This window comes from Nonomuraea sp. NPDC005730 (assembly GCF_040630865.1).
Lineage (GTDB): Bacteria > Actinomycetota > Actinomycetes > Streptosporangiales > Streptosporangiaceae > Nonomuraea.
In genome coordinates this window covers 1-25,197 of sequence record NZ_JBEXYK010000014.1, presented here as the reverse complement: position 1 = coordinate 25,197, position 25,197 = coordinate 1, and the positions used below count along the sequence as shown (strand labels likewise).

The following is a 25,197-nucleotide window of genomic DNA, read 5'->3' as shown; positions in this document are numbered from 1 at the left end:
GAGCACCCGCAGTACGGTACCCAGCCCGATGCTGTTCCTGGTCACGGCCTACCCCCTCACTGCTCCACGCAGATGTCGTCGATCCACAGCTCCTGGCCGCCGACGGCGAGCTGCCCGAACGCGTTGCTCTGGTCGGGCAAAGGCCCCTGGAATTCGACCAGTCCCCGGTCGTTGCCGAGGCCACCGCTGAGTACGGTGACGCTCACCCCGCCCACCGTGGTGTTGTTGAGGTCGATGAAGTTCTCGGCGGTGATCGTGGCGTTGTTGACCCGGACGTCGAGGCTGCCGCCGTACTCGCCGAAGCTGAAGCGGATCAGGTGCAGGGTCTGCCCGGAGCCGCGGCTCACTGACAGGACGATGTTGTTGAGCCGGATCTCGCCACCGGAACCGCCGGCCCGGCCGCCGGTTTCGGCGCGCGCCTCGCCGTTGTTGGTGGTCGTGCCGTTGCGGAAGGTGAACGGGTGCGCGGCGAGGTCCATCGTGGGCGGCTGGAAGCTGTTGCTGGGCGGCGGCCCGTTGCGGACCACCGTACCGGGCGCCAAGGTGTCGAGTGGCTCACAGATCGTGGCGACCGGTGGGGTCGAGGCGGGCGGCGGTTGCGGGGCCGGATGGTCGGAGCAGGCGCTGGATGGCAGGGCGCCGACCAGGGCCGCCACCAGCAGCAGCATGCGGCCGTTCCGCTTCGGTACGAAGGTCTCAGTGCCCATGTCCCACCAATCGGACGATGATGCCGGGATAGCGCGCCTGGAACTGCTTGACGACGCCCAGACATGACCCGCAGTAGGCGAAGTCGGAGTAGAGGACCAGTTCGCCCTGCGCAGCACGGTTCGCGCCGATCCGGGCGGCTGCTGCCTCCAGCAGCCGGTACTCGGAGTCGGCGTTGCGCAGGAAGCCCCGGGCGAAGGTCGGGTTGAACACCGGGTTGACCGCGTCGCCGACGGTGCCGGCCCGCGGGAAACCGGAGACGGCGATCAGCTCGGTCGTCTCGCCGTTGACCGTCAGCCGGGCGACCGCGATGTTGCGGCCGGCGCTGAGCCCGTATCCGGCGCGGGCCATCTGGGTCGCGCGGTCCATCTGGGCGAAGTACGGGTTGATGCCCCGGGGCACGGCTGCCGCCTGCGCGACGGAGTAGACCACCTCGTAGACGCCGGCCTTGAGCGTCTGCAACGCCAGGATTTTGGTCATCCCGGCGTAGAGCTGAAGCGCGAAGTCCTCCGGGATGCCTTTGGGCACCAGACCGGTGGTGACCGGGGTCAGCGTGTTGTACGGCATGATGCCCTCTTTGACGAGGGTCTCCAGGGTGGCGTCGCCGGGCAGCAGGTCGAACGGCGAGATGCCGGCCTGGACCAGCTCTCGCAGCGTCGGCGACAGGTCCGGTCCGGGAAGCTGCGTGTACGGGGCCGTGGCGTAGGTGCGCTTGTCGCCGTAGCAAGCGCTGCACACCTGTCCGGGAGCGCGGGCCGTGGTGCGCAGGGCCTGCGGGTCCACCGGCGGCGCCTGCGGCGGGAACGGGCCCAGCGGCCAGCGCAGCACGTCCACGCCGGGCTGCACGGTGTCGCCCTGCTGGTAGGTGATGGTGATGTCGGCGCCCTGGTGGCCTCCCGGGTCGATGTAGCGGGCCGGATTGCCGTAGGCGTAGGCGTACCGTTGCAGCGCCTGGGTGTTCTGCGGGTCAGGCACGATCGTGTCCGGCGCGGTGAACAGGCCCAGCGTGGGGTCGAGGAACCGGGCGCCCAGGTGGACCAGGCCGGTGCCGGGTTGCACGTCGCCGCCGGCGAAGACCGGCCCGGCGGTGGTCGACGTGAGCGGGGCGCCGTAGGGCTGGTAGTCGTAGCGGGCTGCGACCGTGCCGCCGAGGGTGGAGACGGCGCGGACCGAGCCGTACCGGTCGGCGTGCAGCCAGGTCGTGCCGCCGCCATCACGGCGGGCGACGGGCATGCCGCCGATCTCGTACGTCTTGCTCAGGTCACCGGCCGGCCCGCGGGACGCGAGGGGGTCGTAGTAGCGGGTCCGTCCATGGTCGCCGGTGCGTTCCACGAGCCGGCCGTCCGCGTCGTACAGGTTGCGGGTGACCGATCCGTCGAGGTCGTTGACCGTCTCGGGCATCCCGTCGAAGGTCCAGTCGATGGAACGGTTGCGGCCCTGCGCGTCGGTCATCATCGAGAGGTTGCCGTTGGCGTCGTACTTCAGCTGCCAGTCGCCGGCCCGGTCCGGGCTGTGCGGATGCGCGCAGGCCGTGCCGCCGCAGCCCGTCGGTCCCTGCGGCGGATATTGGTAGGTGCCCACGTCGGACTTGGCGAGCATGTTGCCCGTCGGGTCATGCTGGTAGGTCTGCGCCAGGTCGCCCTGCACCTCACGGAGGCGCCCCAGAGGGTCGTAGCGGTAGTTGGCGTCACCGCTGTTGGTGCCGGACCGGAACGTGTCCAACTGGCCGTCCGGCAGGTAGGTGTAGGTCAGGTCCAGGAGGGTCGTCGCGTCTTTGCGGGTGGTCACGGTGCTGAGCCATCCGCGAACGCCGTATCCGTACTCGGTGACCGTGCCGTTCGCGTACTCGGCCCGCAGCGGCCGGCCGCCGGCGTCGTAGGTCAAGGACTCCACATACCCGGCGAGCGTGTCCGGTCGGCCCGCCGTGTCGTAGGTGTAGTGGACCTTCTCCCCGTCCGGATAGGTGATGGTGCTGAGCCGGCCTCGCGGCCCGTAGCCGTAACCGAACGTGCGCGAGTCGCCGCCGACGCACTTCGTGTGCTCGACCAGCAGACCCATATGTCCGTACCGGAAGGAATCGGACACGCCGCCTGGGCAGCCCGCGCCGGACGGGTCGAGGACCGATGTCGGCCGGCCCATCGCCGAGCCATGCCCCGCTTCGTCGTAACGCCAGGTCGCCACGCTCTTCGTCGGGTCGGTCCGGCTGGTCATCCGGTTCAGCGGGTCGTAGGTGAAGGTCGTGACCCGGCCGCGCGCGTCGGTTCGAGAGGTCACGTTCCCGGCCAGGTCGTAGCCGCTGCGGCGGGTCCCGAGATCCGGATCGGTGATCGAGGTGAGCTGACCCAGGAGATCCCAGTCGTACACAGTGGTGTTGCCGTTCGCATCAATCGCCGCACGGACCTGGTCGACCGGGTCGTACCGGTAGGAGATGCGGGCGTCGTCCGGCTGCGGACCGTTTCCGTCGCGGACCTGCACGGTACGGCCGTAGACGTCCTGATGGGTCTGCCGGCTGCGGCCGCTCTCGCCGATCGCGGTCACCCAGCTGGTCGCCGCGGTCGCACCGTAGGACCAGGTCCGGGTCGTGCCGTCTGAGTGGGTGAGCTGCTCGGGCCGGCCGGCGGCGTCGTACCGGTAGGTCTCCAGCGGCGGCTGGTCGCCGGAACGGAACCAGTCGGACTGTTGGTAGGGCAGCCCCGAGGCGCCGGCGTACCGGGTCTGGCGCTCGAACACCACGCCGGCCGCGTCGCCCTCTGCCCGCTCCCGGTAGGTGCGGCCCAGCCCGTCGAAGTAGGTCTCGTACCAGAGGCCGTCCGCGGTGCCGTCGGTCCGCACCTCGCGGATCCGCTGCTGCTGGGGGTTGCCCCCAGCAGGGTAGGACCGGTCGATCCGGGAGCCGTCCGGATAACTGATCCGCTCCGTTCGCCCGTGCACGTCGTACTTCAGGGAGATGGTCTCACCGTCCGGGCCGGTGATGCCGGTGAGCCGGTCCAGCGCGGTGTCCCAGGCCAGGGTGCTGCACCGGGACAGGGCGTTGCAGGCGGTCACCGGGTAGCGGTGCAGGGTGGTGTCGAAGAAGAGGACGGTCCCGGCGCCGCGGGGGTTCTTGGCGACGAGTTGGTTGCCATAGTCGTCGTACTGGTAGGTGCTGCTGACGTAAAGCCCCTTGTCGTCGGGCATCTGCACGGCCGTCAGCAGGCCCCGGCTGGGCCGGCCGGAGCAGTTGGCAGCCGCGGTGCCGTTGTCGCCGTCGTAGCAGAAGTAGGTGGTCCGCAGCGGCTGCGCGGCCGGCTGCGCGCCGTCCAGCCGCTGTTCGAACCAGGGCAGCCCGACCAGGTAACGGCCGGTCTCGGGACGGTAGGAGCGCAGTGTCAGCCGGTCGTCGGCCGGATCCTGCGGGTTGCCCAGGTCGAGGATCCGTACGACGTTGCCGAAGTCGTCATAGTCCAGGGAGGTAGCACGGTTGCGGGCCGTGCCGCTCGCACCGTACGCCAGCTCGTTGACATGGTCGATGCGGCAGGTGAACGGGGCCACCGGGCCCGGCGGCGCGTATCCGGTGATCGACCGGACGCCGGTGAAACGTCCCTGGGCGTCGCGGGTGTGGCTGTCCATCTGCCGGGCGCCGCAGGCGTCCTCCGCCTGATAGCGGATCGTGACCGTGTACTGCGGACGGTGCGCGTCGGCGGCGTGGGTGGCGACCACGTCGGTCCAGCCGAGCAGCGCACGACGGACCGGGGACCAGCGGGGACAGCTGTACGCGTACCGGACGGTCTCGTCCTGCCCGCGCCCGTCACGGGTGACCACCGCGGCCACCACCTGCGTGCCGACAGCGTGCGGCAGCCGGCAGGAGACGCCGGGGAATGGGCCGAACCCGGTCGACGGCCGGTATTCGATCTCGGTGCGCCCGCCGGCGATCTCCTGCACGGTCAGCACATCCCGCCCCAGACGCGGGCGGACCTCGGAGACGACCAGATGAGTGGCCCCGAACCGGGTCACCACGTCTACCCGGACCAGGTTGGACGTGCCGTCCCCGTCGCTGTCGGCCGGGATCCACGACGGCCGGGACTGCGCCGCCGGCGCCGGATCCAGGTTCACGTCGTCGACCGGTGTCCACGCCGGCCGGTTCGGGTCGTCGGCTGCGCTGTCCGTGGCGAGCAGGACGTCCATCCGGGAGAAGAGGCCAGGGGAGGCGATGTGGACCAGGTCGGCGCGGCTGTCGCCGTTGACGTCGGCCACCACGTACCGGGCGGGCTCCGCCAGCAGGTCGGCATCGACCGGCGCGGCCAGTTCCGGGGCGGCCCTGCGGACGACCCAGGTCCGTCCGTCGCCCGCGGCGAGCAACGTGTGGATGCGCGGGCCCCGGGCGCCGCGGGCCAGGTGGACCAGGTCGGCCGCGCCGTCCCCGTCGACGTCGGCGGCGTGCCAGTTGGCGCTGTCACCGAGCGCGGCGGGCCAGCCGTGCCGGCCGAGCTTGAGCACCGTGGATGGTCGTTCGATCCAGCCGGTGCCGGCGGCCAGCAGGACCTCGATCCCGATCTCGGTGCGCCGGTTCACCACCCGGACCAGGTCGCCGCGGCCGTCCCGGTTGATGTCGGTGACCTGCCAGTTGAGCGTGTCCGCCGCGAACAGCGGCGGGTAGGGGCCGGCCGGCTGCTGCGGGCGCCACACCCCGTCGGTGCCGGCCAGCACGGTCCGCACCGTCAGGCCCACACTGGACGTGGGTTGCAGATGCACCAGGTCCGCCAGCCCGTCGCCGTTCTGGTCGAGCAGCCGCCACCCGGTCAGGTCGCCCGCCGCTGCGGTGCCGGGCAGGGCGACCGGATCGGTGCGCCGAAAGGTGCCGGTGCCCTGCGACAGGAAGGTGTCCAGCCGCACGTCACCCGGGACGCCCCCAGTGCTGGGCGCGTCCAGGTGGACCAGGTCCACGTCGCCGTCGCCGTCGGCGTCGGTGTACTTCCAACTGCGCGCCGACCGGTTGGCCCAGCCGCCGCCCAGGTCGTACGGGGGCAGCGTGGCGTATTCGCCGTCCGCCTGCCGCTGCCGCAGGTGCAGCACCGCTCCGTCGCCCGAGCTGACCACCCGGACCAGGTCGTCCCGCCCGTCGCCGGTGACGTCCGCGGGCGTCCACCGGTTGGTCTGGACCCCCGGGTCGGGCGAGCGGGCATCCAGGATTTCCACGTCCACCTGGTCGTTGCCGCCGGCCAACGACATGAAGGCGAGCAGGTAGTCGGCCAGGCCGTCGCCGTCCGCGTCGGCGGCCTGCACGTTGCTGGTCGCTCTGAGCTGACTCCACGGATGGTCGACTACTTGGGCCAGACGGCAGTCGTCCCAGCGGGAGGGCAACCGCAGCGTGCCGTCGTCCCGGGCCAGGACCCGGGTCAGCACCGGGCGGATGTCCGTGCTCGGTGTGCAGTCGCGGCCGGTGCCCGGCGGCAGCGAGGTCATCACCAGCAGGTCGCTCAGGCCGTCACCGTTGGCGTCACCCACGGTGAGATCCACGTCCCGGTCGGCGAGCGCGGCGGGAGCCGCCTGCACTTGGGTGCGGGCATCCGGCCGGGTCAGATCCACCACGCTCCACACTCCACGGACCCGGGTGCCGGTCTTCTCTGCGGCGCCGGGCAGCACCAGCACATCGGCCCGGCCGTCACCGTCCACTTCGGCGGCGAACAGCTGCGGCGTGGTCCTCAGGCCGCTGGGGCGTTCCCAGGTCGTCTCGGTGCGGCGCGGCGCGAAGCCGCCGGACCCATCGGACAGCAGGGCCACCACGTCGTAGTGGATGCTGCAGTCGGCTGGGGCGCCCGGGTGATCGCGGGCGCACGTGGTCAGGTCGGCCGGGCGCAGGTCGAGCAGGAGCACGTCGTCCATGCCGTCGGCGTCGGCGTCGCCGGTCGAGGTGGAGCGGACCTCCCGGGGGAAGGGCAGGCTCGCGCCCACCGGCAGCGGCTCAGTGATCGCCATCGGTGCCCGGCCGACGTCGAACTCGCCGTTGCGCGACGACAGCCCGGTGCCGAGGTATTGCAAGCCCAGCGCGACCCGCTCGTGGGTGCAGACGATGTCCGCGGCCAGGTCGGCGTTCAGGTCGGCGACCTGGCACTCCGGCCCCTGCGGGCCGGAGATCACGGTGGTCACCCAGAGCGTGGACTGGAATGTGGTGCGGGCCCACCGGAAGCCGCCGCCGGGCACCGAAACCAGCACGTTCAGCTTGAGCCGCAGCTCACCCCAGCGGTTGTCCGGGTCGAGGGAATCCCAGGCGAGCACGATGATGTCCGTGCGTCCGTCCGCAGTGACGTCCGCGGCGAAGAACCGGGCCAGGTGGTCGCGGCCGTCGAACGGCTGCTCGTTGGGGAACCACTCCTGCTTCTCGGGGAAGGGCAGGGACTGCACGAACCGGCGGCCGTCGGCGTACTGCACCGCCAGGTTGAGCGTGAAGTCGTCCAGGAATCCGCCTTTGCTCCACAGCGTCGGCAGCATGGCGTCGCTGCGGCCGTCGCCGTCCGCGTCGCCGGTGAGGAACGCCTCCGCCCCGGTGGGACGATCCAGGCGCTGCTTGGCACCGCCGAAGACCGGGCCGGTGGCGGCCGGCACGGCGGGCAGACCGGTCTCCTTCTGGGCGCGCGGCCACGGCTGCCGCGCGTCGTCGGCGTACGTCAGATGCACCGGGGGCAGTGAGGTGCCGCCGGTGACCCGGCCCTTGGTGATGACAGCGTCCGTGCCGTACTGCTGGATGGTGGCCAGCACCGAGCGGTGCGAGCCCTGATGGACGCGGTAACCGAGCGCGTAGGCCCGGGCCAGGTGGCCGGCGACGGTCATCTCGACGGTGCGCAGCCGGTAGCCGGTGGTCGTCACGCCGGTGCCGGTCGCCTGGGTGATCCGGTCCGGTCGCGGCTCCGAGTGGAAGACGATCCGGGCCTGGCCGTACTCGATGGCATCCAGGTACTGAGTGCCGTCGTCGAGTTGCCGGTAGCGGAACTCCACCCGGTTGCCGAGCGGGTCCGCCACGGACGACAGGTGCCACAGTTCGGGGGTGGCCGGCTCGAAGACTCGTAACACGCCGGCCTTGTCCCACTGCTGCCAGCGGCCGCCGTCGCCGCCGGGCAGGTGCTCGATGCGGGTGTAGGAGTCCCTGGAGGTGGCGTACGACTCGACTCCGGATGCGCTCGGGTTGCGACAGCCCGGGCTTGCGGTGGCCGCCCCACAGGGGACCAGCGGCTCGCCGTCGAGCAGGAAGACATCCGAGGAGTCGTACGCGGGCACGCCGAGCCAGGCCGAGGCCCGCCGCACCTCACCGGTGCCCTGCAGCCGCCACCCGGTGCCCAGCCAACCGTTGATCCCGTCCGAGCCGTAAGCGAGCGAGAGGGCCGGCTCCAGCCCACGCATCGGCGGCATCTCCAGCGCGACCGTACTGGCCAGCTGGCCGGTCGCCGCCACGGTGCCGCGGAAGGGGACCTGCACCGCTGTCATGGTGTCCGAGCCGTTCGGGTCGGACACCACCTCGTCCCGGCCGGCCACGGCCGCCGGGGCCAGCCTCGGTGGCTCGCTCACCAGGTTGACCGCGAGCAACAGTAATACGGCCCCGGCCAGGCAGGACCTGATCGACCTCGATGGTGCACCCTCTGCCATGGGTGCTCTCCTCATCACGGCGCTTCATGCGGCGTGCACTACCCGTGTTGTACCCGACGGGGTCGAGTGATTCAAGGACGAAACCGGCCTAGTCGGCCACCCAGAGCGGGTCGTCCCGTAGGTCGGTGTCATGGGCCAGGGCTCGGATCGCTTGTTTGAGCAGGGGGAGGGCTTTGTGCAGACGCTTGTTGCCCGGAGGCCGGCGCGTACACGTGCCGTCGACGGCCATGCCGGCCTTCGAGGAGGCTGTCCCCAGTCGCCGTCGTGTCCGGCGACCGCGCCCCCCGCCCGCCCCGCCCAGAGGGTGAGGCTGTGCCAGGTGGCCTGGGTGTCGGCTGCCAAGCCCAGACCGTCCGAACCTTGAGTTCGCCGCGAACATCTAAGTGGACATGATGAAGACCTTCGTCCTGGGCCTGGTGGCTGCGGCAGTCACGGGAGCGCTGCTGACCCACCCCGCCGAGGCGTCCGCCAAGCTGTACACCCACCCCTGCCAGGGCGTCAGCCACTGCACGGCCGAGAAGACCGACGGGGAGGAGTGGATGGTCATGACGCCGGAGAAGAACTGGAAGAAGGTCATCTACCGCTTCCACCATCTCACCAAGCAGGCACGCTCGGTCTGCGGCAGCGGCAGCGGCACTGGTTCCGGCGAGAAGCTGCACATCGCGATGATCCTCACGACCCCCGGCAGCTCCAAGACCAAGACCGTCGAGATCGAGGCTTCGGGACGCACCCCCCGAAAGGACTGCTTCTAACCTCTACGAGCGCCAGATCATCTATCGCCCGGACGAGAGCCCGACGCTGGCGCTGTGACCGGACGGAAGTACCGACCACGCCGGCCAAGCAGCGGTTCACAACATCTCGGTGAGCGCGTCGAGGTCGGCCAGGCGTCCGGCGGGGGCGAGGCGGGCCGCCACGGCGACCAGCAGCAGCTCGGTGACGGCGATCTGGTGCGCCAGCGGCGCGATCGGACCGGCGGCCTCGCGCGGCAGCCTGATCAGCACCTCCGCCCGCGCCGCGAGCGGCGACTCCCAGGCGTCGGTGATCAGCGCCAGCCGCGCCCCGCGGGCGCACGCGGCCTCGGTGAAGCGGGCCGTCGCGGGGGAGTAGCGCCGGAAGTCGTACGCGACCACGGCCGCAGAACCGCCCAGGTCGAGCAGCGTACGGGCCCGCGCGGACGCCGCGTCGGGCACCCGATGCGCCCCCGGACGCAGGCCGGCGAGCTGCCTGATCAGGTATTCGGCGGCCAGCTCGCTGAGCGGCCCGCCGAGCGCCCAGACCGACGCGGCCCCGGCCAGCAGGTCGCCGACGGCGTCGAGCAGGGGCTCGGTGACGGCGGCGAGGGTGCTGTCGAGCCCGGCACGCAGGTCTTCGGCGGCCCGCTGGGTGCCGGGCGGACGGGCGGCGAACTCGCGCAGGCGCGACCGGTCGCGGACGCCGTCGCGCACGGCCGCCTGGAACCCGGCGAATCCCGCGTACCCGAGCCGGTCGAACAGGCGGGAGGCGGTCGGCGGGCTGACCCCGGCACGCTCGGCGAGCGCGCGCAGCGAGCCGAGCGCGGCGAAGGGGTGGTCGTCGAGCAGCGCCCGCACGACGGCCCGCTCGCCCGGTGGCAGCTCGGGGTAGACCGCACTGAGCCGGCTCGTCACCGGATCCTCATCCATGCTGACAAATGTTACACGTGGCGAAGCACATGAAACGAATGTTACGGTCATCGGTATGAGTACCTGGAACGGACTGATCGACAGCGGCTACCGGCGCTGGCTCCCGGTCACCCCCGACACGCCCGCCGTCTCGCTCAACGAGGGCAACACGCCGCTGCTGCGCTCGGCGCACCTGTCCGCGGTGACCGGCTGCGAGGTCTGGCTGAAGGTCGAGGGCGCCAATCCCACGGGGTCGTTCAAGGACCGCGGGATGACCGTGGCGATCAGCAGGGCCGCCGAGGCCGGGGCCGAGCTGGCCGTGTGCGCCTCCACCGGCAACACCAGCGCCTCGGCCGCCGCCTACGCCGCGCGCGCCGGGCTGACGGCCGCCGTGCTCGTGCCGAAGGGGCGGGTCGCGCTCGCCAAGCTGGGGCAGGCGGTCCGTTACGGCGCACGGATCGTCGAGATCGGCGGCACGTTCGACGACTGCCTGCGCGTCGCCCGCGAGCTCGCCGCCCACCACCCGATCGCGCTGGTCAACTCGGTCGGCAACGAGCTGCGGCTCGCGGGGCAGCGCACGGTCGCGTACGAGATCGTGGACGCGCTCGGCGACGCGCCCGACATCCACTGCCTGCCGGTCGGCAACGGCGGCAACATCACCGCCACCTGGGGCGGCTACCGCGTCTACGAGCAGGAGGGCCTGTCCACGCGGTCGCCGCGCATGTGGGGCTTCCAGGCGGCGGGGGCCGCGCCGCTCGTCCACGGCACGCCGGTCGCCGAGCCCGAGACCGCGGCGAGCGCGATCCGCATCGGCAGCCCGGCCACCTGGGACGGCGCGCTCGACGCCCGCGACCGGTCCGGCGGGCTGATCGCCGCGGTGACCGACGCGCAGATCTTCGAGGCGTACGAGCTGGTCGCGCGGCGCGACGGCGTCTTCGCCGAGCCCGCCTCGGCCGCCGGGATCGCCGGCCTCCTCGACCAGCACGCCCGGGGCAACCTCGCGCCGGGCCGACGGATCGTGGTCACGCTGAGCGGCAACGGCCTGAAAGACCAGGACGCCTCCCTGCGCGGCGGCTACACCGCGACGGAAACCAGTTCGGCCACCTCGGCCGTGGCCCAAGCCCTCGGCCTCGCCGCCTGATCCCAAGCGCGCCCCAGCGGGGTTTTGGCTGATCTTCACAGCACGTCGCTTCGAACACGTGCCCACGGGGGCCGGCAATGGCGGTGAAGGCCATCGGGACGACCACCGCTGTTTTGGGGCCACCAGATCCTGGTCGTTGAACCCGGATTTTGATCTCTGAACGGTCGCTGTCTGTTGTGCCGCGGCTGGGGAAGCTCGTCCATCAGGGAGGGCGGGGACATCCCGTCTGTGGGTGCCGCGCGGCGGTGCGTGGTGATCTCCGCCGAGGCCGCGGTGTTGTTGGAGTCGCCGGCGACGCGGCAAGCCAGAATCGCGGCGTGTTCCGACGCCCGATGCTCCCGCTTATGCCTCATCGTGCTTGTCCACGCACCTCAGGACTCCTGGTGGGCTCGTCCGAGGGCGTGGATCAGCTCGGCGAGCGTTCGCTCGTCCGAGCCGAACGTGATGCGGACATGGGTGTCGGGAGCGTGCATGTCGGCGCCGCGTACGGTCGCGATGCCGTTCCGCAGGAGTGCCCGGTCGATGGCGGCCGGGGTCTCACCGAGGCGTGAGCAGTCGGCGAGCAGGAAGGCGCCGCCCGTGGGCCGCACGGGCGGCGGGAAGCCGCTCGCGGCGATGCCGTCGCAGACGAGGTCGCGTTTGGCCTGGTAGGTGGAGAGCGCCAGGTCGAGCCAGTCGCGCGGGCCGGTGAGGGCGGCGACGGCGGCCTGCTGCGGAACCAATCCGCAGCACACCGCCTCCCACTCGAAGCGGCGGTGGAGCGCGTCGACGATCGGCGGCGGCGCCAGGACGTAGCCGAGCCGCCAGCTCGCCAGCGCGTAGTACTTGCTGAGGCTGGTGACGGTGACCAGGTGCGGCCAGCGATCGGCGAACGCCTCCACCGGGTGGTAGCGGCGGCCGTCGTACGAGAAGTGCTGCCATGAGTCGTCGGAGATGACGAGGAGCCCGTGGCGGGCGGCGAGGTCGACCACGGCCGCGAGGGCGGCGGCGTCGGGGAGATGGCCCGTCGGGTTGGTCGGATTGCACAGCAGCACGGCCCGGCTGCGGCTCGTGACGGCGGCCTCCAGGCCGGCCAGGTCGAGCGCCCAGCCGTCGCTCTCGCGGGACGGGACGCCGACGGGCGTCGCGCCGGACTCCCGGACGGCGCCGTCGAAGAAGTAGGTGGGCGTCGGCACGATCACCTCGTCGCCCGGCGCGAGCACCGTGCGCAGCACGAGGGAGAGCCCCTGCATCGCTCCGTGGGTGATCAGCAGGCGGCGCTCGGGATCGACGCGCAGGCCGTGCTCGCGCTCCAGCTCGGCGGCTATCGCGGCGCGCAGTTCCGGCAGGCCGCGGGTGTCGCGCGGGTCGGGCCGGTCCATCGCACCCGCGACCGCCCGCCGTACGTGCTCGGGCATGGGCAGGATCGGGGCGCCCGCGAGCGGGAGCATCCGCACGCCCTCGCGTGCGCTGCGCTGCGCGCGGGCGCGTGTGCTCATCGCCCCCAGCGCCGGGAAGTCGCTCGCGGCGGGAAGGACCCAGGAGTTCGAGGCGCGTCGCTGCATGGACGAAGCATGGCACATTGAGATATCAACAACAAGAATAAATATCTCTAGCCGATGCACGACGGCCGAGCTGCTGTATCAACGCTTCGAATTGGTATCCTGGCGCGATGTCCGACATCCATGGCGTGGTCAGCGGAACGCCGCACATTCCCGCGCTGCTGCTGGTCGGCACGGACGAGACCGGCCTCGACCGCACGAGCCAGGCATATCGGGCGATCAGGCGCCAGATCATCGACCTGACGCTCCCTCCCGGCAGCAGTTTCACCGAGACGTCGCTCGCGGAGCAATGGCACATCAGCAAGACGCCGGTGCGCGAGGCGCTGGCCCGGTTGCGGCGCGACGGGCTCGTGACCGCGCTTCCGCGCGCGGGCTACGTCGTCAGCCCGATCACGCTGCAGGACACCGACGCTCTGTGCGCCCTGCGGACGCTGCTGTCCGGCGAGGCGGCCGCCGCCGCGGCGCGTCTCGGAGTCACGGCGCCGGCGCTCGAACGGCTCGAGGCGCTGTCCAAGGTGCCCATCGCGCTCGCGGCGGGCGAAGTGGAACAGGAGGAGTCGCTCCAGGCCGGCATCGAGTTCGAGGGCATCATCGCCAACTTCAGCGGCAACCCCCGCCTCGGCAAGTCGATCGTCGACGTGCTCGACGAGCTGGAACGGGTTCTGCGCATGGCCGCGTTGATCGATCCCGGCATCGCGAGCCCGCCCGGAGAGCTGGGAGCCGTCTACGAGGGGCTGCGCGCGCGCGACGCGGACGCCGCCCGGGACGCGATGCGCGCGCGGTGCGAGCGCGTTCGCCGCGACCTGCTGCAGGTTCTGGCGAAGAGCACGTCGGTGAGCAGGGCGCACATCGAGCTGCCCGCGTCGCGCCCGCCGGCCTAGCCGGGGCCGGGCGGGGGCCGGGCCTCCGGGGTGCGGCGCGAGGCCGGTCGGAGGCCGGGCCGTCCGGTCAGACCGCCGTCGGGAAGGAGAGGTCGCCGGGGTGGTGGGGGCCGTCCTCCCGCTCCTGCGGCCACCGGCTGGTGACGGCCTTCGCGCGCGTGTAGAACGCGACGCCCTCCGGACCGTGCATGTGGTGGGCGCCGAACAGTGACTGCTTCCAGCCGCCGAACGAGTGGAACGCCATGGGCACCGGGATCGGCACGTTGACACCGATCATCCCGACCTGCACGGAGCGCTGGAAGAGGCGCGCCGCATGGCCGCCCCTGGTGAAGATCGCCGTGCCGTTGGCCAGGTTGTTGCCGTTGATCAGGTCGATCGCCTCCTCCAGCGAGCCGACCCGCACGACGACCAGCACCGGGCCGAAGATCTCGTCGCGGTAGACGTCCATCTCGGGCGTGACGTGGTCGAACAGCGTCGGCCCGACGAAGAAGCCGTCGCCCTCGATGTCGAGCGTGCGCCCGTCGAGGACGAGGTCGGCGCCCGCGTCGACGCCGGAGTCTATGGAGCCCCTGATCCGGGCGAGCGCCTCCGCCGACACGACCGGCCCCATCTCGGACCCGGCCTCCAGCCCCGGTCCGACCTTGATCGCCTGCGCCTTCTCGCGCATCAGCTTGACGAGCGGCTCGGCCACGTCGCCGACCGCGACGGCGACCGAGATCGCCATGCAGCGCTGGCCCGCCGAGCCGTACCCGGCCGCGACCAGATGATCGGCGGCGTGGTCGAGGTCGGCGTCGGGCAGCACGACGGCGTGGTTCTTGGCGCCGCCGAGCGCCTGGACGCGCTTGCCTCCCGCGCTCGCGCGCTCGTGCACGTACCGCGCGACCGGCGTCGAGCCGACGAACGACACGGCGGCGATGTCCGGGTGGTCGAGGATCGCGTCGACCGCGACCTTGTCGCCGTGGACGACGTTGAAGACTCCGTCGGGCAGACCGGCTTCGGCGTAGAGATCGGCGATGAGGTTGGCCGTCGACGGGTCGCGTTCGGAGGGCTTGAGCACGAACGTGTTGCCGGTCGCGATCGCGATCGGATGCATCCACAGCGGGACCATGGCGGGAAAGTTGAACGGCGTGATCCCGGCGCAGACGCCGAGCGGCTGCCGGAACGAGAAGAGGTCGACGTCGGTCGAGACCTGGTCGGAGTACTCGCCCTTGAGCAGGTGCGGGATCCCGCAGGCGAAGTCGATCACCTCCAGGCCGCGGACGAGCTCGCCTCTGGCGTCGTCGAGAACCTTGCCGTGCTCGGCGGAGACCAGCCGCGCGAGGTCGTCGAGGTGCTTGCCGACCAGCTCGCGGAAGGCGAACATCAAGCGCGACCGCCGCATGACCGAGGTGTCGGCCCAGCCCGGCAGGGCGGCCCGCGCCGCCCGCACCGCGGCGTCGACGTCGGCGGGTTCGGCCAGCAGCACGTCGGCCTGATGCGCGCCGGTCGCGGGGTTCCATACCGGGGCGGTGCGGCTCGACCGGCCGGCGGTCTCGCGGCCGTCGATCCGGTGCCGGATCATCCTGACTGTCCCTGTGCTCACAGAAAGCTCACCTTCTCGTGGGGTGCTGGTTGCGGGTGTTCGGCGGCGCCGCGTCAGACGATCAGGTCGCCGCCGTTGATGTCGATGGCCGCCCCGGTGATGTACGCCGCGCGGTCCGAGGCGAGGAAGGCGACGAGCTCGGCGACCTCCCATGGCTGCCCGACGCGGGGCACCGGGAACGACCGGGTGGCGCGTTCGAGTGCGTCTCCGGGCAGCAGCGCGCGGGCCATCGGGGTGTCGATGAGTCCCGGGCAGACGGCGTTCACCGTGATCCCGTCGGGTCCGTAGTCCTTCGCCAGGTGCCGGGTGAGCCCGAGGACGCCGTGCTTCGCCGTCGTGTAGTGGGCACCGCCGGCGGTGCTGATGGTCTTGCCGGCGGTGGAGGAGAAGTTGACGATGCGGCCCCAGCTGCGGGCGCGCATCGCGGGAAGCGCCTGCTGGCAGCACAGGACCGTCCCGAGCACGTTGACCGCCAGCACCTGGTTCCACTCGGCCCGGGTGATGTCCTCGAACGGGGTCGGCGGTGCGACGCCCGCGGCGTTGACCAGGATGTCGACCCGCGACCGTGCCGCCAGCAGCGCGGCGAACGCACGCTGGACCTGGTCGCCGTCCGTGACGTCCACCGCGAGCGACCGGACGCGGTCGGCCGGCACGGCCAGCGTCGCCGCCAGCTCTCCGGGGCCGGGTGCGGCCAGGTCGAACACCGCGACGGTCGCGCCGCGGCGGGCCAGCGCGTGTGCCGCGGCCAGGCCCATGCCGCGGGCCCCGCCGGTCACGATCGCGACCCGGCCCTCCAGCTCGCGGCCGTCGGCGCTGGTCGGCGCCCGCAGCCCCTCGGCGGTGCTCACGAGCCGGCCAGGACGGCACGCGCGCGCCCGAAGGCGGCTGCCGCCCGTTCGAGCTGGCCGGCGGTGTGCGCGGCCGAGACCTGCACCCTGATCCGCTCCTCACCGGCCGGGACGACAGGGTGGGAGAGCGCGAAGGCGAGGACGCCCTCGCGGCGCAGTGCCGCCGCCACGTCGAGGGCCTGCGCGCCGCCGCGCAGCATCACGGGGATGATCGGATGCTCCCCGGGCGGCACCTCGTAGCCGAGGTCGTGCAACGCCCGGCGGAACCAGGCGGTGTTGGCGGCCAGGCGTTCCCGCAGATCGGGACGCCGTCGTGCGATGCGGATCGCCGCCAGCGCCGCCCCGGCCAGGGCGGGGGCCATGGCGTTGGTGAAGATGTAGGGCCGCGAGACCTGGCGCAGCGTCTCGACCACCGTGCGGTCGCCCGCGACGAAGCCTCCGGCTGCGCCGCCCAGTGCCTTGCCGAGCGTCCCCGTCAGCACGTCGACGCGCCCCTTCAGCCCGAAGTGCTCGGCGGTGCCCCCGCCGGTCGGGCCCAGCACGCCCGTGGCGTGCGAGTCGTCGACCACCAGCACCGCGTCGTGGCGTTCGGCCAGCTCGCAGAGCCGGGGCAGCGCGGCGACGTCGCCGTCCATGCTGAAGACGCCGTCGGTGACGATGAGGCGGTGGCGGGCGCCGGCGCACTCGGCGAGCCGGCGTTCGAGCTCGTCGAGGTCGGCGTGGGCGAAGACGCGCCGCCGGGCGCGCGTGAGGCGGATGCCGTCGATCAGGCTGGCGTGGTTGAGCGCGTCGCTGAGGACGACGTCCTGCGGGCCGAGCAGGGCGTCGAAGAGGCCGAGGTTCGCATCGAAGCACGAGGTGTAGAGCACGGCGTCCTCGGCGCCGACCAGCTCGGCGATGCCTGCCTCCAGCTCGCCGTGGACGGCCCGGGTGCCGCAGAGCACCCGGCCCGCCGCCACTCCGAGCCCCGTCTCGCGCAGCGCCCGCCGGGCCGCGTCGAGGACCTCCGGGTCGCCGGCGAGCCCGAGGTAGTCGTTGGAGGCGAAGTTCACCAGCCACTCGCCGGCCACGCCGAGCGTCGGCCCCTGGGCGCCCGAGACCACGAGGTCGCGGCGCAGCCCGGTGGTCGCCCGGCGTTCGTCGAGCTCGGCCCGGAGCCGGTTCAGCAGCGCGGCGTTCACGCTCTGCCTCCCTGCCGGTCGGCGGCGGTCATGACAGGCCCCCGTCCAGCTGCTCCATCCGGCGTCCCGCGGTGAGCAGGACGGCCAGCCCGGCGACCATGATGATCGCGATGGCCAGCAGCGCGTACGTGAAGCTGCCGGTCGCGGACGCGATCGTCCCGGTGAAGTAGGGGCCGACGAATCCGCTGACGTTGCTGACGGAGTTGATCAGCGCGATGCCGGAGGCGGCGGCCGCCTCGGTCAGGCCGATCGCCGGTATCCGCCAGAACTGCGGCATCGCGGTGATGATCCCGGCCACGCTCAGGCAGACGGCCAGCACGAACAGCGTGCCGCTGCTGGTGAGGGTCGCCAGGAGCAGCCCGGCCGCGCCGAGGGCCATCGGTACGGCCGTGGCCGTGACCGCCGTCCAGCGCGCGGCGAGGCGAGCCCAGGTCAGGAGGGCGACCGCGGCCACCGCGTAGGGGATCGCGGACAGCAGCACGCTGCTGACGTCGGCGGAGTCGCCGACGCTCTGCGTGATGGACCTGATCATCGTGGGCAGGAAGAACTGCAGCGGGTAGAGCCCGAACGCGATCGCGAACCAGGTCACGGCCATCGCCCACACCCGGCCGCTGGTCAGCGCCTGGCGCAGCCCGGTGAGTGCCCCGCGGGCGCGCTGTTCGGCGGCTTCGGCGGCGAGGACGTTCTCGATGGCGGCCTTCTCCTCGTCGTCGAGCCAGCGGGCGTCGGCCGGGCGGTTCGGCAGGAAGACGAAGATCAGGACGCTGACGACGACCGTCAGGATGCCCTCGACGAGGAACAGCGCCCGCCAGCCCGCGATGCCGAACAGGCTCTGGCCCCACTCCAGCAGCGCGGCGGCCAGCGGAGAGCCGATGATCGAGGACAGCGGGATCATCACGATGAAGGTGGACAGCGCCCAGGAACGCTGGCGGCGCGGGAACCAGAACGTCAGGTAGAGCAGGATCCCGGCGGCCAGACCGGCTTCGGCGAACCCGAGCAGGAGCCGCGCGACGAACAGCGTGGCCGGGGAGTTCACGGCCGCGGTGGCCGCCGTGACCAGTCCCCATGTGATCATGATGCGGGCGATCCACCTCCGCGCGCCGAACCGGCTCAGCATCATGTTGCTCGGCACTTCGAACAGGACGTAGCCGACGAAGAACAGTCCGGCGGCCAGGCCGATCTGGCCGCTGCCGAGGCCCAGGTCACGGGACATGGGCGCGGCGATGTAACCGACGTTGGCACGGTCGATGTAACTCGCCACGTAGGCGAGGCCGACCAGCGGCATGATCCGGACGCCCACCTTGCGCCAGGTGCGCGGTGAGACGGTGCTCGGTGGGGTCGCGACGGGTGAACTCATGGGGGGTTCCAATCGGTCTGGGGGGTGGGAAGCGGCTTCAGCGCGCCTGGCCTCGCAGCCTGGCGGTGGCGTCTCCGTCGATCACGCCGTCCGCGGTGATCACGACGCCGTAGTCCCGTTCGGCTCCCTCGTGGGTGACCTTGCCGTCGAGGACGTCTTCGAGGACCAGCTCGGGGAGGCGTTCGAAGGGGACGCCGTGCCCGCCGCCGCCGGCGGTCACGTGCCGGTGGCGGGTTCCCGCGGTCATCTCGAAGTGCGGTTTGGACTCCAGCACCCGTTCACCGGGACCGCCGGGGTCGAGCATGTTGAGCGAGGGGGTTCCCGGCGAGCCGCCGGCCAGTCCGTACGGCAGGAACCTGCGCCGGTCGGACCTGATCTGCACCGTGGCCTCGGCCGCCAGAAGCGTCATGTCCCGGAAGGTCGCCAGGCCACCACGCCAGCGGCCAGCTCCGCCGCTGTCGGGGAGGTAGCCGTAACCGTCGATGCGGAGGTGACCGGAGCGTTCCAGCTCCTCGACCGGGGTGTTGGTCAGGTTCGCGCCCAGAGAGCTGATGCCGTCCACGCCGTCGCGGTCGGGACGCGCGCCCCACGCTCCCGCCAGAGGGTCCCACAACACCATGGACTCCCCGTCCGGCCCGACGAGGCCGATCGCGATCCCGTCGGGCCCGCCTTCCCCGGCGGCCGGCACCCGGGCGGGGAACACCGGGGCGAGCGCCCCGAGCACGGCGTCGATGATCCGGAAGCCGACGAGCCCGCGGGCGCCGCGCGCGGCCGGCCGCCGGCCGTTGAGGATGGACGCCTCCGGGATGACGAAACTGAACGGCCGGTAGAAGCCGCTGTTGGCCGGGATGTCGGAGGCGAGGACGCCCTGCAGGGCGGCGTAGGCGGCCGAGCGGGTGAAGGAGGCCGTCGCGTTGAGCGCGGAGTCGACCTGCGGCGAGGAGCCGGTGAAGTCGAGCTCGATCCCCGACCCGTTCAGCGTGACCTTGACGCGGATCGGGATCGGCCCGGATCCCAGGCCGTCGTCGTCGATGTGGTCGAGGAACTCGTAGGCGCCCGGGACGGCCTCGGCGAGCGCGGCGCGCAGCAGGGTCTCGGAGTAGTCGAGCAGCTCGTCGACGAGGGCGGCGAGCCCGTGGACGCCGTGCCGCGCCGCGAGGGCGCGCAGCCCCTCGGCTCCGGTGTGGCAGGCCGCGAGCTGGGATTCGAGGTCGCCGCGCAGCAGCTCGGGCTCGCGGACGTTGCGCAGGATCAGCCGCAGGAACGTCTCGTTCACCGTGCCGGCCTCGACGAGGCACGACGGCGGGATCTGCACCCCTTCGGCGAAGATGCTGGTCGACTGCACGGCCATCGAACCGGCGGCCCACCCGCCGACGTCGGTGTGGTTGACGACCGTGACCGCGAAGCCCAGGAGGTCCTCCCCGGCGAACACCGGGGCGACCGCGAAGATGTCGGGCAGGTGCATGCCGCCCAGGGACGGGTCGTTGAGCAGGTAGACGTCTCCTGGACGGATCCGGTCGCCGAACTCGGCGAGGATCGCCTCCATCGCGTCCGGAATGGACCCCAGGTGCACCGGCAGCGTGTTGGCCTGGGCGATCACCCGGCCGTGCGCGTCGCACAGGGCGGCGGAGAAGTCCATGCTGGACGCCACGAGCTGCGAGTGGGCCGTGCGCAGGATCGTGATCGCCATCTCGTCGGCGATCCCGGTGACGGCGTTGCGGAAGACCTCGAAGGTCACGGCGTCGCGGATCATGAGGCGCTCCAGGTGATGACGATGTTGTTGAGCCGGTCGCGGTGCACCCGGGCGCCGGGCGGGACGAGGGTGGTGGCGTCCATGTCCTCGATGACCATCGGTCCCTCGACCGGTTGCGGGCCGAGATCCGACCGTCCGACGACGGGCGTGGGCACGGTCTCGGCGAACCGGCATTCGCGGACGGCGGGCGCGCCGCCGGGGGAGAGGGGCAGGCTCAGCACGTCCGCGATGGACACCGGGGTGGGGAGCCGGCCGCGTACCCGGAGGTTGACCAGTTCCACCAGCTCGTCCGTACCGGCCCGGCCGTAGGTGCGCCTGTGCTCGGCGTGGAAGCGGGACCGCGTCTCGGCTAGCAGGTCCTCGGTGAGGTCGCCGTCGGGCACCTGGATCCGCAGTTCGAATCGCTGGCCGCGGTAGCGCATGTCCAGGAGCCGGTCCACGACGGCGCCGGCTCCCAGCTGGTCGCGTACGTGGGCGGACAGCCGCGCGAACTCCGCGGCGAGCGCGCCCACGTCGGCGAGGCCGGCCCGGTACGGGGTGAGCTCCTGGCGTTCGGTGTCGGCCACGAGCAGGCCCAGGCTGCTGAACAGTCCCGGATGCACGGGCACGATCACGGTCGAGATCCCCAGCTCGCGGGCCAGCGCGGCGGCATAGAGAGGGCCCGCGCCGCCGAAGGCGACCATGGTGGCCTCCCGCGGGTCACGCCCCCGTTCGCTGGTCACCGCCTTGACCGCGGTCGTCATGCTCGACACCGCCACCTGGTACGCGCCGCGCGCGGCACCCGCCACGTCGTCACCGAGCTGCTCGGCCACCGGTGACAACGCCTTCACGGCCAGCTCCGGGTGAATCGCCACCCGGCCGCCGGCCAGCGCGTCGGGGCTGAGGTAGCCGAGCGTCACGTTGGCGTCGGTCAGGGTCGGCAGCTCGCCGCCCTGGCCGTAGCAGGCAGGACCGGGACGCGAGCCGGCGCTGACGGGCCCCACGTGCAGGGCGCCCGCCGCGTCGACGGAGATGATGCTGCCGCCGCCGGAACCGACCTCGGCGATGTCGATCGACGGCGCCCGCACCGGATACCCGGCGCCGGAGCTGAGACCGCGGGCCCCGTTCATGCCGCCGCCGACCTCGTAGTCAGCCGAGACGAACGGTTCACCGTGCTCGATCAGGGACGCCTTCGCCGTGGTCCCGCCCATGTCGAACGCGACCACCGTGGACAGGCCGATCAGCTGGGCGAGCTTCTGCACGGCGGTCACACCGGCCGCCGGACCGGACTCGATGATCTGCACCGGCCGCCGCGCGACGGAGGCCGCGTCGAGCAGCCCGCCGCTGGACTGCATGACCAGCAGGGGCGCGCGCACCTTCGCCGCGCGCAGCCCGGCTTCCAGCCGGGTGAGGTATCCGTGCACGGTGGGGCCGACGTAGGCGTTGACCGTGGCGGTGCTCATGCGTTCGAACTCGTGAGGCTGTGGGGAGACGTCGACCGACGCCGTGACGTACACGCCGGGCAGTTCGGCTCGCAGCAGTGCGGCGACCCGCCGTTCCTCGTCGGGGCGGACGTAGGAGTTGATCAGGCACACGGCCACCGCTTGGATGCCGTCGGCGCGCAGGCGCCCGGCCAGCGTGCGGATCTCGTCCTCGCTCGCCGGTGGGCCGAGGCGGCCGTCGGCCGTGATCCGCTGGTCGAGTTCGTGCCGGTCGCGCCGCCGGGCGAGGGGTTCGGGCTTGGACCATGACAGGTCGTAGAGCACCGGCCGGCGCAGCCGCCCGATCTCCAGCACGTCGCGGAAGCCGCGGGTGGTGACCACCGCGGTGCGGACGCCGTTCATCGACAGGATTGCGTTGGTGGCGACGGTCGTGCCGTGCAGCATCGCGACCACGGCCTCGGGCCGGGCCCCGGCCAGGGAGAGCACGCCGGTGGTCGCCGCCACCACGCCGGCGCCGTAGTCGGGCGGGGTGGACAGAACCTTCATGGGGACGACCTGGCCGTCCGGCCCCAGTGCGATGACGTCGGTGAAGGTGCCGCCGATGTCGGCGCCGACTCGCCAGCCGGCCGGTCGAGGGTCGTGACTGGGGGGCACTGGATCTCCTTCGTTCAACGAGCGACTGGGATCACAGTACGAGCGAGTTAAGATATCAGCAATGCCTGGTTGTCATTTTTATGAAGTCAGATGGTATGACTGGCAGTGGTAACCGCTGGAAGCCGATCACCTGGCGAAAGGGGCCTGTCTCCCTGCGGCCCGGGCGCGGGGACGTGTCCTACGCGAGAGGCCCTCCGACGACCCCGCCCAGTGGCGCCATGGGGTGAAGATCAACTGATGTGCCGCACACCGTAGCCGAGCCCGCTCTCCCTGCCGGCCTACGCCGCAGCCGGTCGCGCCCTGCCGGTCACGCCTCTCGTGGACCTGTCCCACTCCCCACCACGCGATGCGCCGGCATGCCACCACCGGCATCGACCGTCAGATCACCGACCTCCCGGCAGGACCGAGGGTCAACGGGAGCCGGCCGAAGCGGTCAGCACAGGCACATCGCCAGAGCCCACATGTTCGGCCCGCTCTCGGAGGCCGATCGCCTCGCACAGCATGGGGTGGGCCCCGCGAGGGGGAGCACGTCGTCCGCCATGGCCCAATCCGGTCAAGGCCCTGGAGTCGCATGTCGGTCACTGCAGGGCAGGTCCGACGCGATCACACTGTCGGCCTTCGTACGCGGCCGATGAGGCGTCCCAAGTACCGCTGACGGAGATCGAAAGACGTAAGGTCTTCCTTCCATTAAGACAAGGACACTTGACTTTATGGAAGGTGAACTTTACCTTCGCTGCATGGACAACCAGCAGGACAACATGACGCGCGCCGCCCGCCGCGCTGTCCTCATCGACGGCTTGCCCGTGGCCATCCTCGGCCCGGTGGCTTTGGCCTTGGGCAGTGATCCTGACCAGAGTGCCGTTCGCACGGCCTGGTGGATCGCGGCCACCGCTGTGTTCGCGCTCGCCGTGGTCTGGGTCCTGCTGCGGGCGTTCCGGCGTGCGGACGAGTACCTGCGCAAAATCCAGCTGGAGAGCATGGCCATCGCCTTGGCGGCAGTCCTCGTGGCCCTGCAAGTGGCCGTCGTCCTCGACGCAGCGGACGTTGTCCAGCTCCACCAGCTCACGCAGCTGATCATTTTCGGTGGGGTGGTGATCTGGCTGATGATCGCCGATCTGCGCACCCGCCTGCACCGATGAAGGCGCCGCACCCATGAAGAACCGACTACGTGAACTGCGCGCGTCCCGCCGGTGGAGCCAGGCCGACCTGGCCGACCGGTGCCAGGTCTCCCGACAGGCCATCAACGCCATCGAGACCGGACGGCACGACCCCAGTTTGCCCCTGGCGTTCACCATCGCCGACGCCTTCGCACTGACCATCGAGGAGATCTTCCTGCCCGAGCGGCCGGCCACGACGAATGATCCAGCCCGCCCCTGAGCGCTTCACTCCTCCGGGCAAGGAGGAAAGAAGACGAGCGAGGGCCATGGGTGTCGGAAGGCCGACCATGCGCTCCGTGATCGCCCGGTCGCGGAAGCTGTTTCCTGGTCGTTCGCGTGCGGCTACTTCTCGCCGGCATGATCACGATGAGATGCCTGGCTGGGCACGCCGCGAGCGTGCTACGACGTCACAACGCGTCGTACACCCGGCCTACCGCGACCGGCTCATCGTGGGCTTAGACGTCCACCTCCGGTCGGCGTCATGGTGCGTGCGCGGGAGGGACGGCCAGGTCATGGCGACCGCAGCGGACAAGGGCACCCTCCGGATGTGGGATGCCGCGACCCACGAGCCGCTGGGCCCGCCGCTCCCCGGCCACACCGACATGGTGAACGGCGCGGCGTTCAGCCCGGACGGGCGTATCCTCGCCACCGCCGCCAACGACACGACCGTGCGACTGTGGGACATGGCGACCCGAAGGCCGCTCGGCGAGCCGTTGACCGGCCACGCCAGTGCAGTGCGCGACGTCGCGTTCAGCCCGGACGGTGCCACGCTCGCAAGCGTCGGCGACGACAGGACCGTACGCCTCTGGGATGCCAAGCACCAGACGATGCGGTGCGTGGGTTCCTTGCGCAGGCGGCCCAGGTGCTCAGCGCGCTGCTCGGAAGCGCGCTGAGCAGTGCGGGTGCGCCCCTGTATCGAGCGTCTTCGAATGATTGATGGAGCAGGAGCGTCCGTGCCGGACGCCTCTACGCGGTCAGCGCCATTCGGGCCTGAGCGCCGCTGAGAGTCGCCGTGTACAGCCGCGACTCAAGAGCCTCATCGTCCGACCGTGGCGCCTGACGACCTACCTGTCAGACGTCGGCTGCCGTCGCGCAGGGCGAAGCTGGCGCCCACGCCGACCGGCCCCAGCAGGCGGCGCGCCGTCCGCCGCCCCTGGCGCGGGGGAGTGACCGTGCGCCGGGGTTCCACCGCGGGTTGAGGCTTTCCCGCCCACCTTGCGGCAATCCCGGGCGGAAGTCTCCGCCGCTGGTTCAACGACAGCCTTGACGTATGGGCGCTGCGGACCACGACGGTTCCCGCCCGGGCGGCCGTCATCGGCCCCGCGCGGACCACACAACCGAGGTGAGGAGTGATTGCCCTGCCGGATCCGGTGACATTCCCGACGCCCCGCGCGGCGGCCCGCCCGTTCGCCACGTCGCCGAACGGGCCTCGTGGCGGCAGGCCACCACCGGATGACCCGGCACTCGACCGCTCCATGTCAACGGCGGCACGGACAGCGGCTCGCACCCGCTCCGGTCGACCGGCGCGGCCTCAGGACGGCCGATGATGTGGTCGGCGGCGGCACGCCGCGATCGCCGCATCGGCCGGGCTTCTCGTCACACCGGGACGTCTCGAAAGCTCGAGATCATGTCGTGAGAGGTGAAATTGGGAATCGTCACCCTGCACAGCACGGACCTGCCGCCCGACCAGCGATTCGACTGGTGGTGCGACCTGATCAG

Annotated in this window: 16 protein-coding genes; 6 read left to right on the top strand and 10 right to left on the bottom strand. The window is 71.7% G+C overall.

The genetic code is table 11. The features are described from left to right. Positions 1–56 precede the first annotated feature (56 nt). Together ABZ444_RS18990 and ABZ444_RS18985 are read right to left on the bottom strand one after the other, a co-directional pair. A complete protein-coding gene (locus tag ABZ444_RS18990; RefSeq protein ID WP_357998174.1) occupies positions 57–707 on the bottom strand; it encodes a hypothetical protein in 651 nt (216 codons plus the stop codon). Next, positions 697–8,244 (bottom strand): deaminase domain-containing protein, encoded by a 7,548-nt coding sequence (locus ABZ444_RS18985; RefSeq protein WP_357998171.1) that lies wholly within the window; start codon positions 8,242–8,244, stop codon positions 697–699. The genes ABZ444_RS18990 and ABZ444_RS18985 overlap by 11 nt, the downstream gene beginning before the upstream one ends. 467 nt (positions 8,245–8,711) lie before the next feature. Here ABZ444_RS18985 and ABZ444_RS18980 point away from each other — a divergent pair, with 467 nt between their 5' ends. Further along, on the top strand, positions 8,712–9,074 hold the full coding sequence (locus tag ABZ444_RS18980) for a hypothetical protein (protein WP_357998168.1): 363 nt from the start codon (positions 8,712–8,714) through the stop codon (positions 9,072–9,074). 96 nt (positions 9,075–9,170) lie between these two features. On the opposite strand, the gene ABZ444_RS18975 is transcribed toward ABZ444_RS18980, so the two are convergent. After that, the gene (locus ABZ444_RS18975) at positions 9,171–9,983 is read right to left on the bottom strand and encodes a MurR/RpiR family transcriptional regulator (protein WP_357998165.1); all 813 of its coding nucleotides are present in this window, start codon (positions 9,981–9,983) and stop codon (positions 9,171–9,173) included. Positions 9,984–10,038: 55 nt separating this feature from the next. On the opposite strand from ABZ444_RS18975, the gene thrC reads away from it, so the two are divergent. Then, entirely contained in the window at positions 10,039–11,103 is a 1,065-nt protein-coding gene (thrC, locus tag ABZ444_RS18970; protein WP_357998162.1) for a threonine synthase, read from the top strand. 371 nt (positions 11,104–11,474) lie between these two features. Here the strand turns inward: thrC and ABZ444_RS18965 are convergent, their stop codons facing one another. Continuing rightward, positions 11,475–12,647: a pyridoxal phosphate-dependent aminotransferase gene (locus ABZ444_RS18965; RefSeq protein ID WP_357998159.1), complete on the bottom strand. Its 1,173-nt coding sequence runs from the start codon at positions 12,645–12,647 to the stop codon at positions 11,475–11,477. 107 nt (positions 12,648–12,754) lie between these two features. Here ABZ444_RS18965 and ABZ444_RS18960 point away from each other — a divergent pair, with 107 nt between their 5' ends. After that, positions 12,755–13,525, top strand: a complete 771-nt coding sequence (locus ABZ444_RS18960; RefSeq protein ID WP_357998156.1) for a GntR family transcriptional regulator — start codon at positions 12,755–12,757, stop codon at positions 13,523–13,525. Between the two features lie 67 nt (positions 13,526–13,592). Here the strand turns inward: ABZ444_RS18960 and ABZ444_RS18955 are convergent, their stop codons facing one another. From ABZ444_RS18955 to ABZ444_RS18930, 6 genes are all read right to left on the bottom strand, one after another. Beyond that, entirely contained in the window at positions 13,593–15,086 is a 1,494-nt protein-coding gene (locus ABZ444_RS18955) for a CoA-acylating methylmalonate-semialdehyde dehydrogenase (protein WP_357998547.1), read from the bottom strand. 74 nt (positions 15,087–15,160) lie between these two features. Beyond that, positions 15,161–15,955, bottom strand: a complete 795-nt coding sequence (locus tag ABZ444_RS18950) for an SDR family NAD(P)-dependent oxidoreductase (RefSeq protein WP_357998153.1) — start codon at positions 15,953–15,955, stop codon at positions 15,161–15,163. Continuing rightward, on the bottom strand, positions 15,952–17,136 hold the full coding sequence (locus tag ABZ444_RS18945) for a glycine C-acetyltransferase (protein WP_357998150.1): 1,185 nt from the start codon (positions 17,134–17,136) through the stop codon (positions 15,952–15,954). Before ABZ444_RS18945 ends, ABZ444_RS18950 begins: the two co-directional genes overlap by 4 nt. A gap of 28 nt (positions 17,137–17,164) precedes the next feature. Further along, positions 17,165–18,493, bottom strand: a complete 1,329-nt coding sequence (locus ABZ444_RS18940) for an MFS transporter (protein ID WP_357998147.1) — start codon at positions 18,491–18,493, stop codon at positions 17,165–17,167. 37 nt (positions 18,494–18,530) lie between these two features. Next, positions 18,531–20,246, bottom strand: a complete 1,716-nt coding sequence (locus tag ABZ444_RS18935) for a hydantoinase B/oxoprolinase family protein (protein WP_357998144.1) — start codon at positions 20,244–20,246, stop codon at positions 18,531–18,533. After that, the gene (locus tag ABZ444_RS18930; RefSeq protein WP_357998141.1) at positions 20,243–22,321 is read right to left on the bottom strand and encodes a hydantoinase/oxoprolinase family protein; all 2,079 of its coding nucleotides are present in this window, start codon (positions 22,319–22,321) and stop codon (positions 20,243–20,245) included. The genes ABZ444_RS18935 and ABZ444_RS18930 overlap by 4 nt, the downstream gene beginning before the upstream one ends. Before the next feature lie 737 nt (positions 22,322–23,058). Between ABZ444_RS18930 and ABZ444_RS18925 the strand changes: the two genes are divergently transcribed. The 3 genes from ABZ444_RS18925 to ABZ444_RS18915 all read left to right on the top strand — a co-directional run bounded on the left by ABZ444_RS18925 (position 23,059) and on the right by ABZ444_RS18915 (position 24,371). Continuing rightward, a complete protein-coding gene (locus ABZ444_RS18925) occupies positions 23,059–23,460 on the top strand; it encodes a hypothetical protein (protein WP_357998138.1) in 402 nt (133 codons plus the stop codon). A gap of 13 nt (positions 23,461–23,473) precedes the next feature. Next, a complete protein-coding gene (locus tag ABZ444_RS18920) occupies positions 23,474–23,698 on the top strand; it encodes a helix-turn-helix transcriptional regulator (protein ID WP_357998134.1) in 225 nt (74 codons plus the stop codon). Positions 23,699–23,990: 292 nt separating this feature from the next. Then, complete coding sequence (locus tag ABZ444_RS18915; protein ID WP_357998131.1) at positions 23,991–24,371, top strand: hypothetical protein; 381 nt, start codon at positions 23,991–23,993, stop codon at positions 24,369–24,371. The last annotated feature ends 826 nt before the right edge of the window (positions 24,372–25,197 follow it).

What these genes read in the sequence shown, in the direction of transcription:
- ABZ444_RS18990 (WP_357998174.1), bottom strand. Translation starts at nt 707, where the DNA reads ATGGGCACTGAGACCTTCGTACCGAAGCGGAACGGCCGCATGCTGCTG.
- ABZ444_RS18980 (WP_357998168.1), top strand. Translation starts at nt 8,712, where the DNA reads ATGATGAAGACCTTCGTCCTGGGCCTGGTGGCTGCGGCAGTCACGGGA.
- ABZ444_RS18975 (WP_357998165.1), bottom strand. Translation starts at nt 9,983, where the DNA reads ATGGATGAGGATCCGGTGACGAGCCGGCTCAGTGCGGTCTACCCCGAG.
- thrC (WP_357998162.1), top strand. Translation starts at nt 10,039, where the DNA reads ATGAGTACCTGGAACGGACTGATCGACAGCGGCTACCGGCGCTGGCTC.
- ABZ444_RS18965 (WP_357998159.1), bottom strand. Translation starts at nt 12,647, where the DNA reads ATGCAGCGACGCGCCTCGAACTCCTGGGTCCTTCCCGCCGCGAGCGAC.
- ABZ444_RS18960 (WP_357998156.1), top strand. Translation starts at nt 12,755, where the DNA reads ATGTCCGACATCCATGGCGTGGTCAGCGGAACGCCGCACATTCCCGCG.
- ABZ444_RS18955 (WP_357998547.1), bottom strand. Translation starts at nt 15,086, where the DNA reads ATGATCCGGCACCGGATCGACGGCCGCGAGACCGCCGGCCGGTCGAGC.
- ABZ444_RS18940 (WP_357998147.1), bottom strand. Translation starts at nt 18,493, where the DNA reads ATGAGTTCACCCGTCGCGACCCCACCGAGCACCGTCTCACCGCGCACC.
- ABZ444_RS18935 (WP_357998144.1), bottom strand. Translation starts at nt 20,246, where the DNA reads ATGATCCGCGACGCCGTGACCTTCGAGGTCTTCCGCAACGCCGTCACC.
- ABZ444_RS18925 (WP_357998138.1), top strand. Translation starts at nt 23,059, where the DNA reads ATGGACAACCAGCAGGACAACATGACGCGCGCCGCCCGCCGCGCTGTC.
- ABZ444_RS18920 (WP_357998134.1), top strand. Translation starts at nt 23,474, where the DNA reads ATGAAGAACCGACTACGTGAACTGCGCGCGTCCCGCCGGTGGAGCCAG.
- ABZ444_RS18915 (WP_357998131.1), top strand. Translation starts at nt 23,991, where the DNA reads ATGGCGACCGCAGCGGACAAGGGCACCCTCCGGATGTGGGATGCCGCG.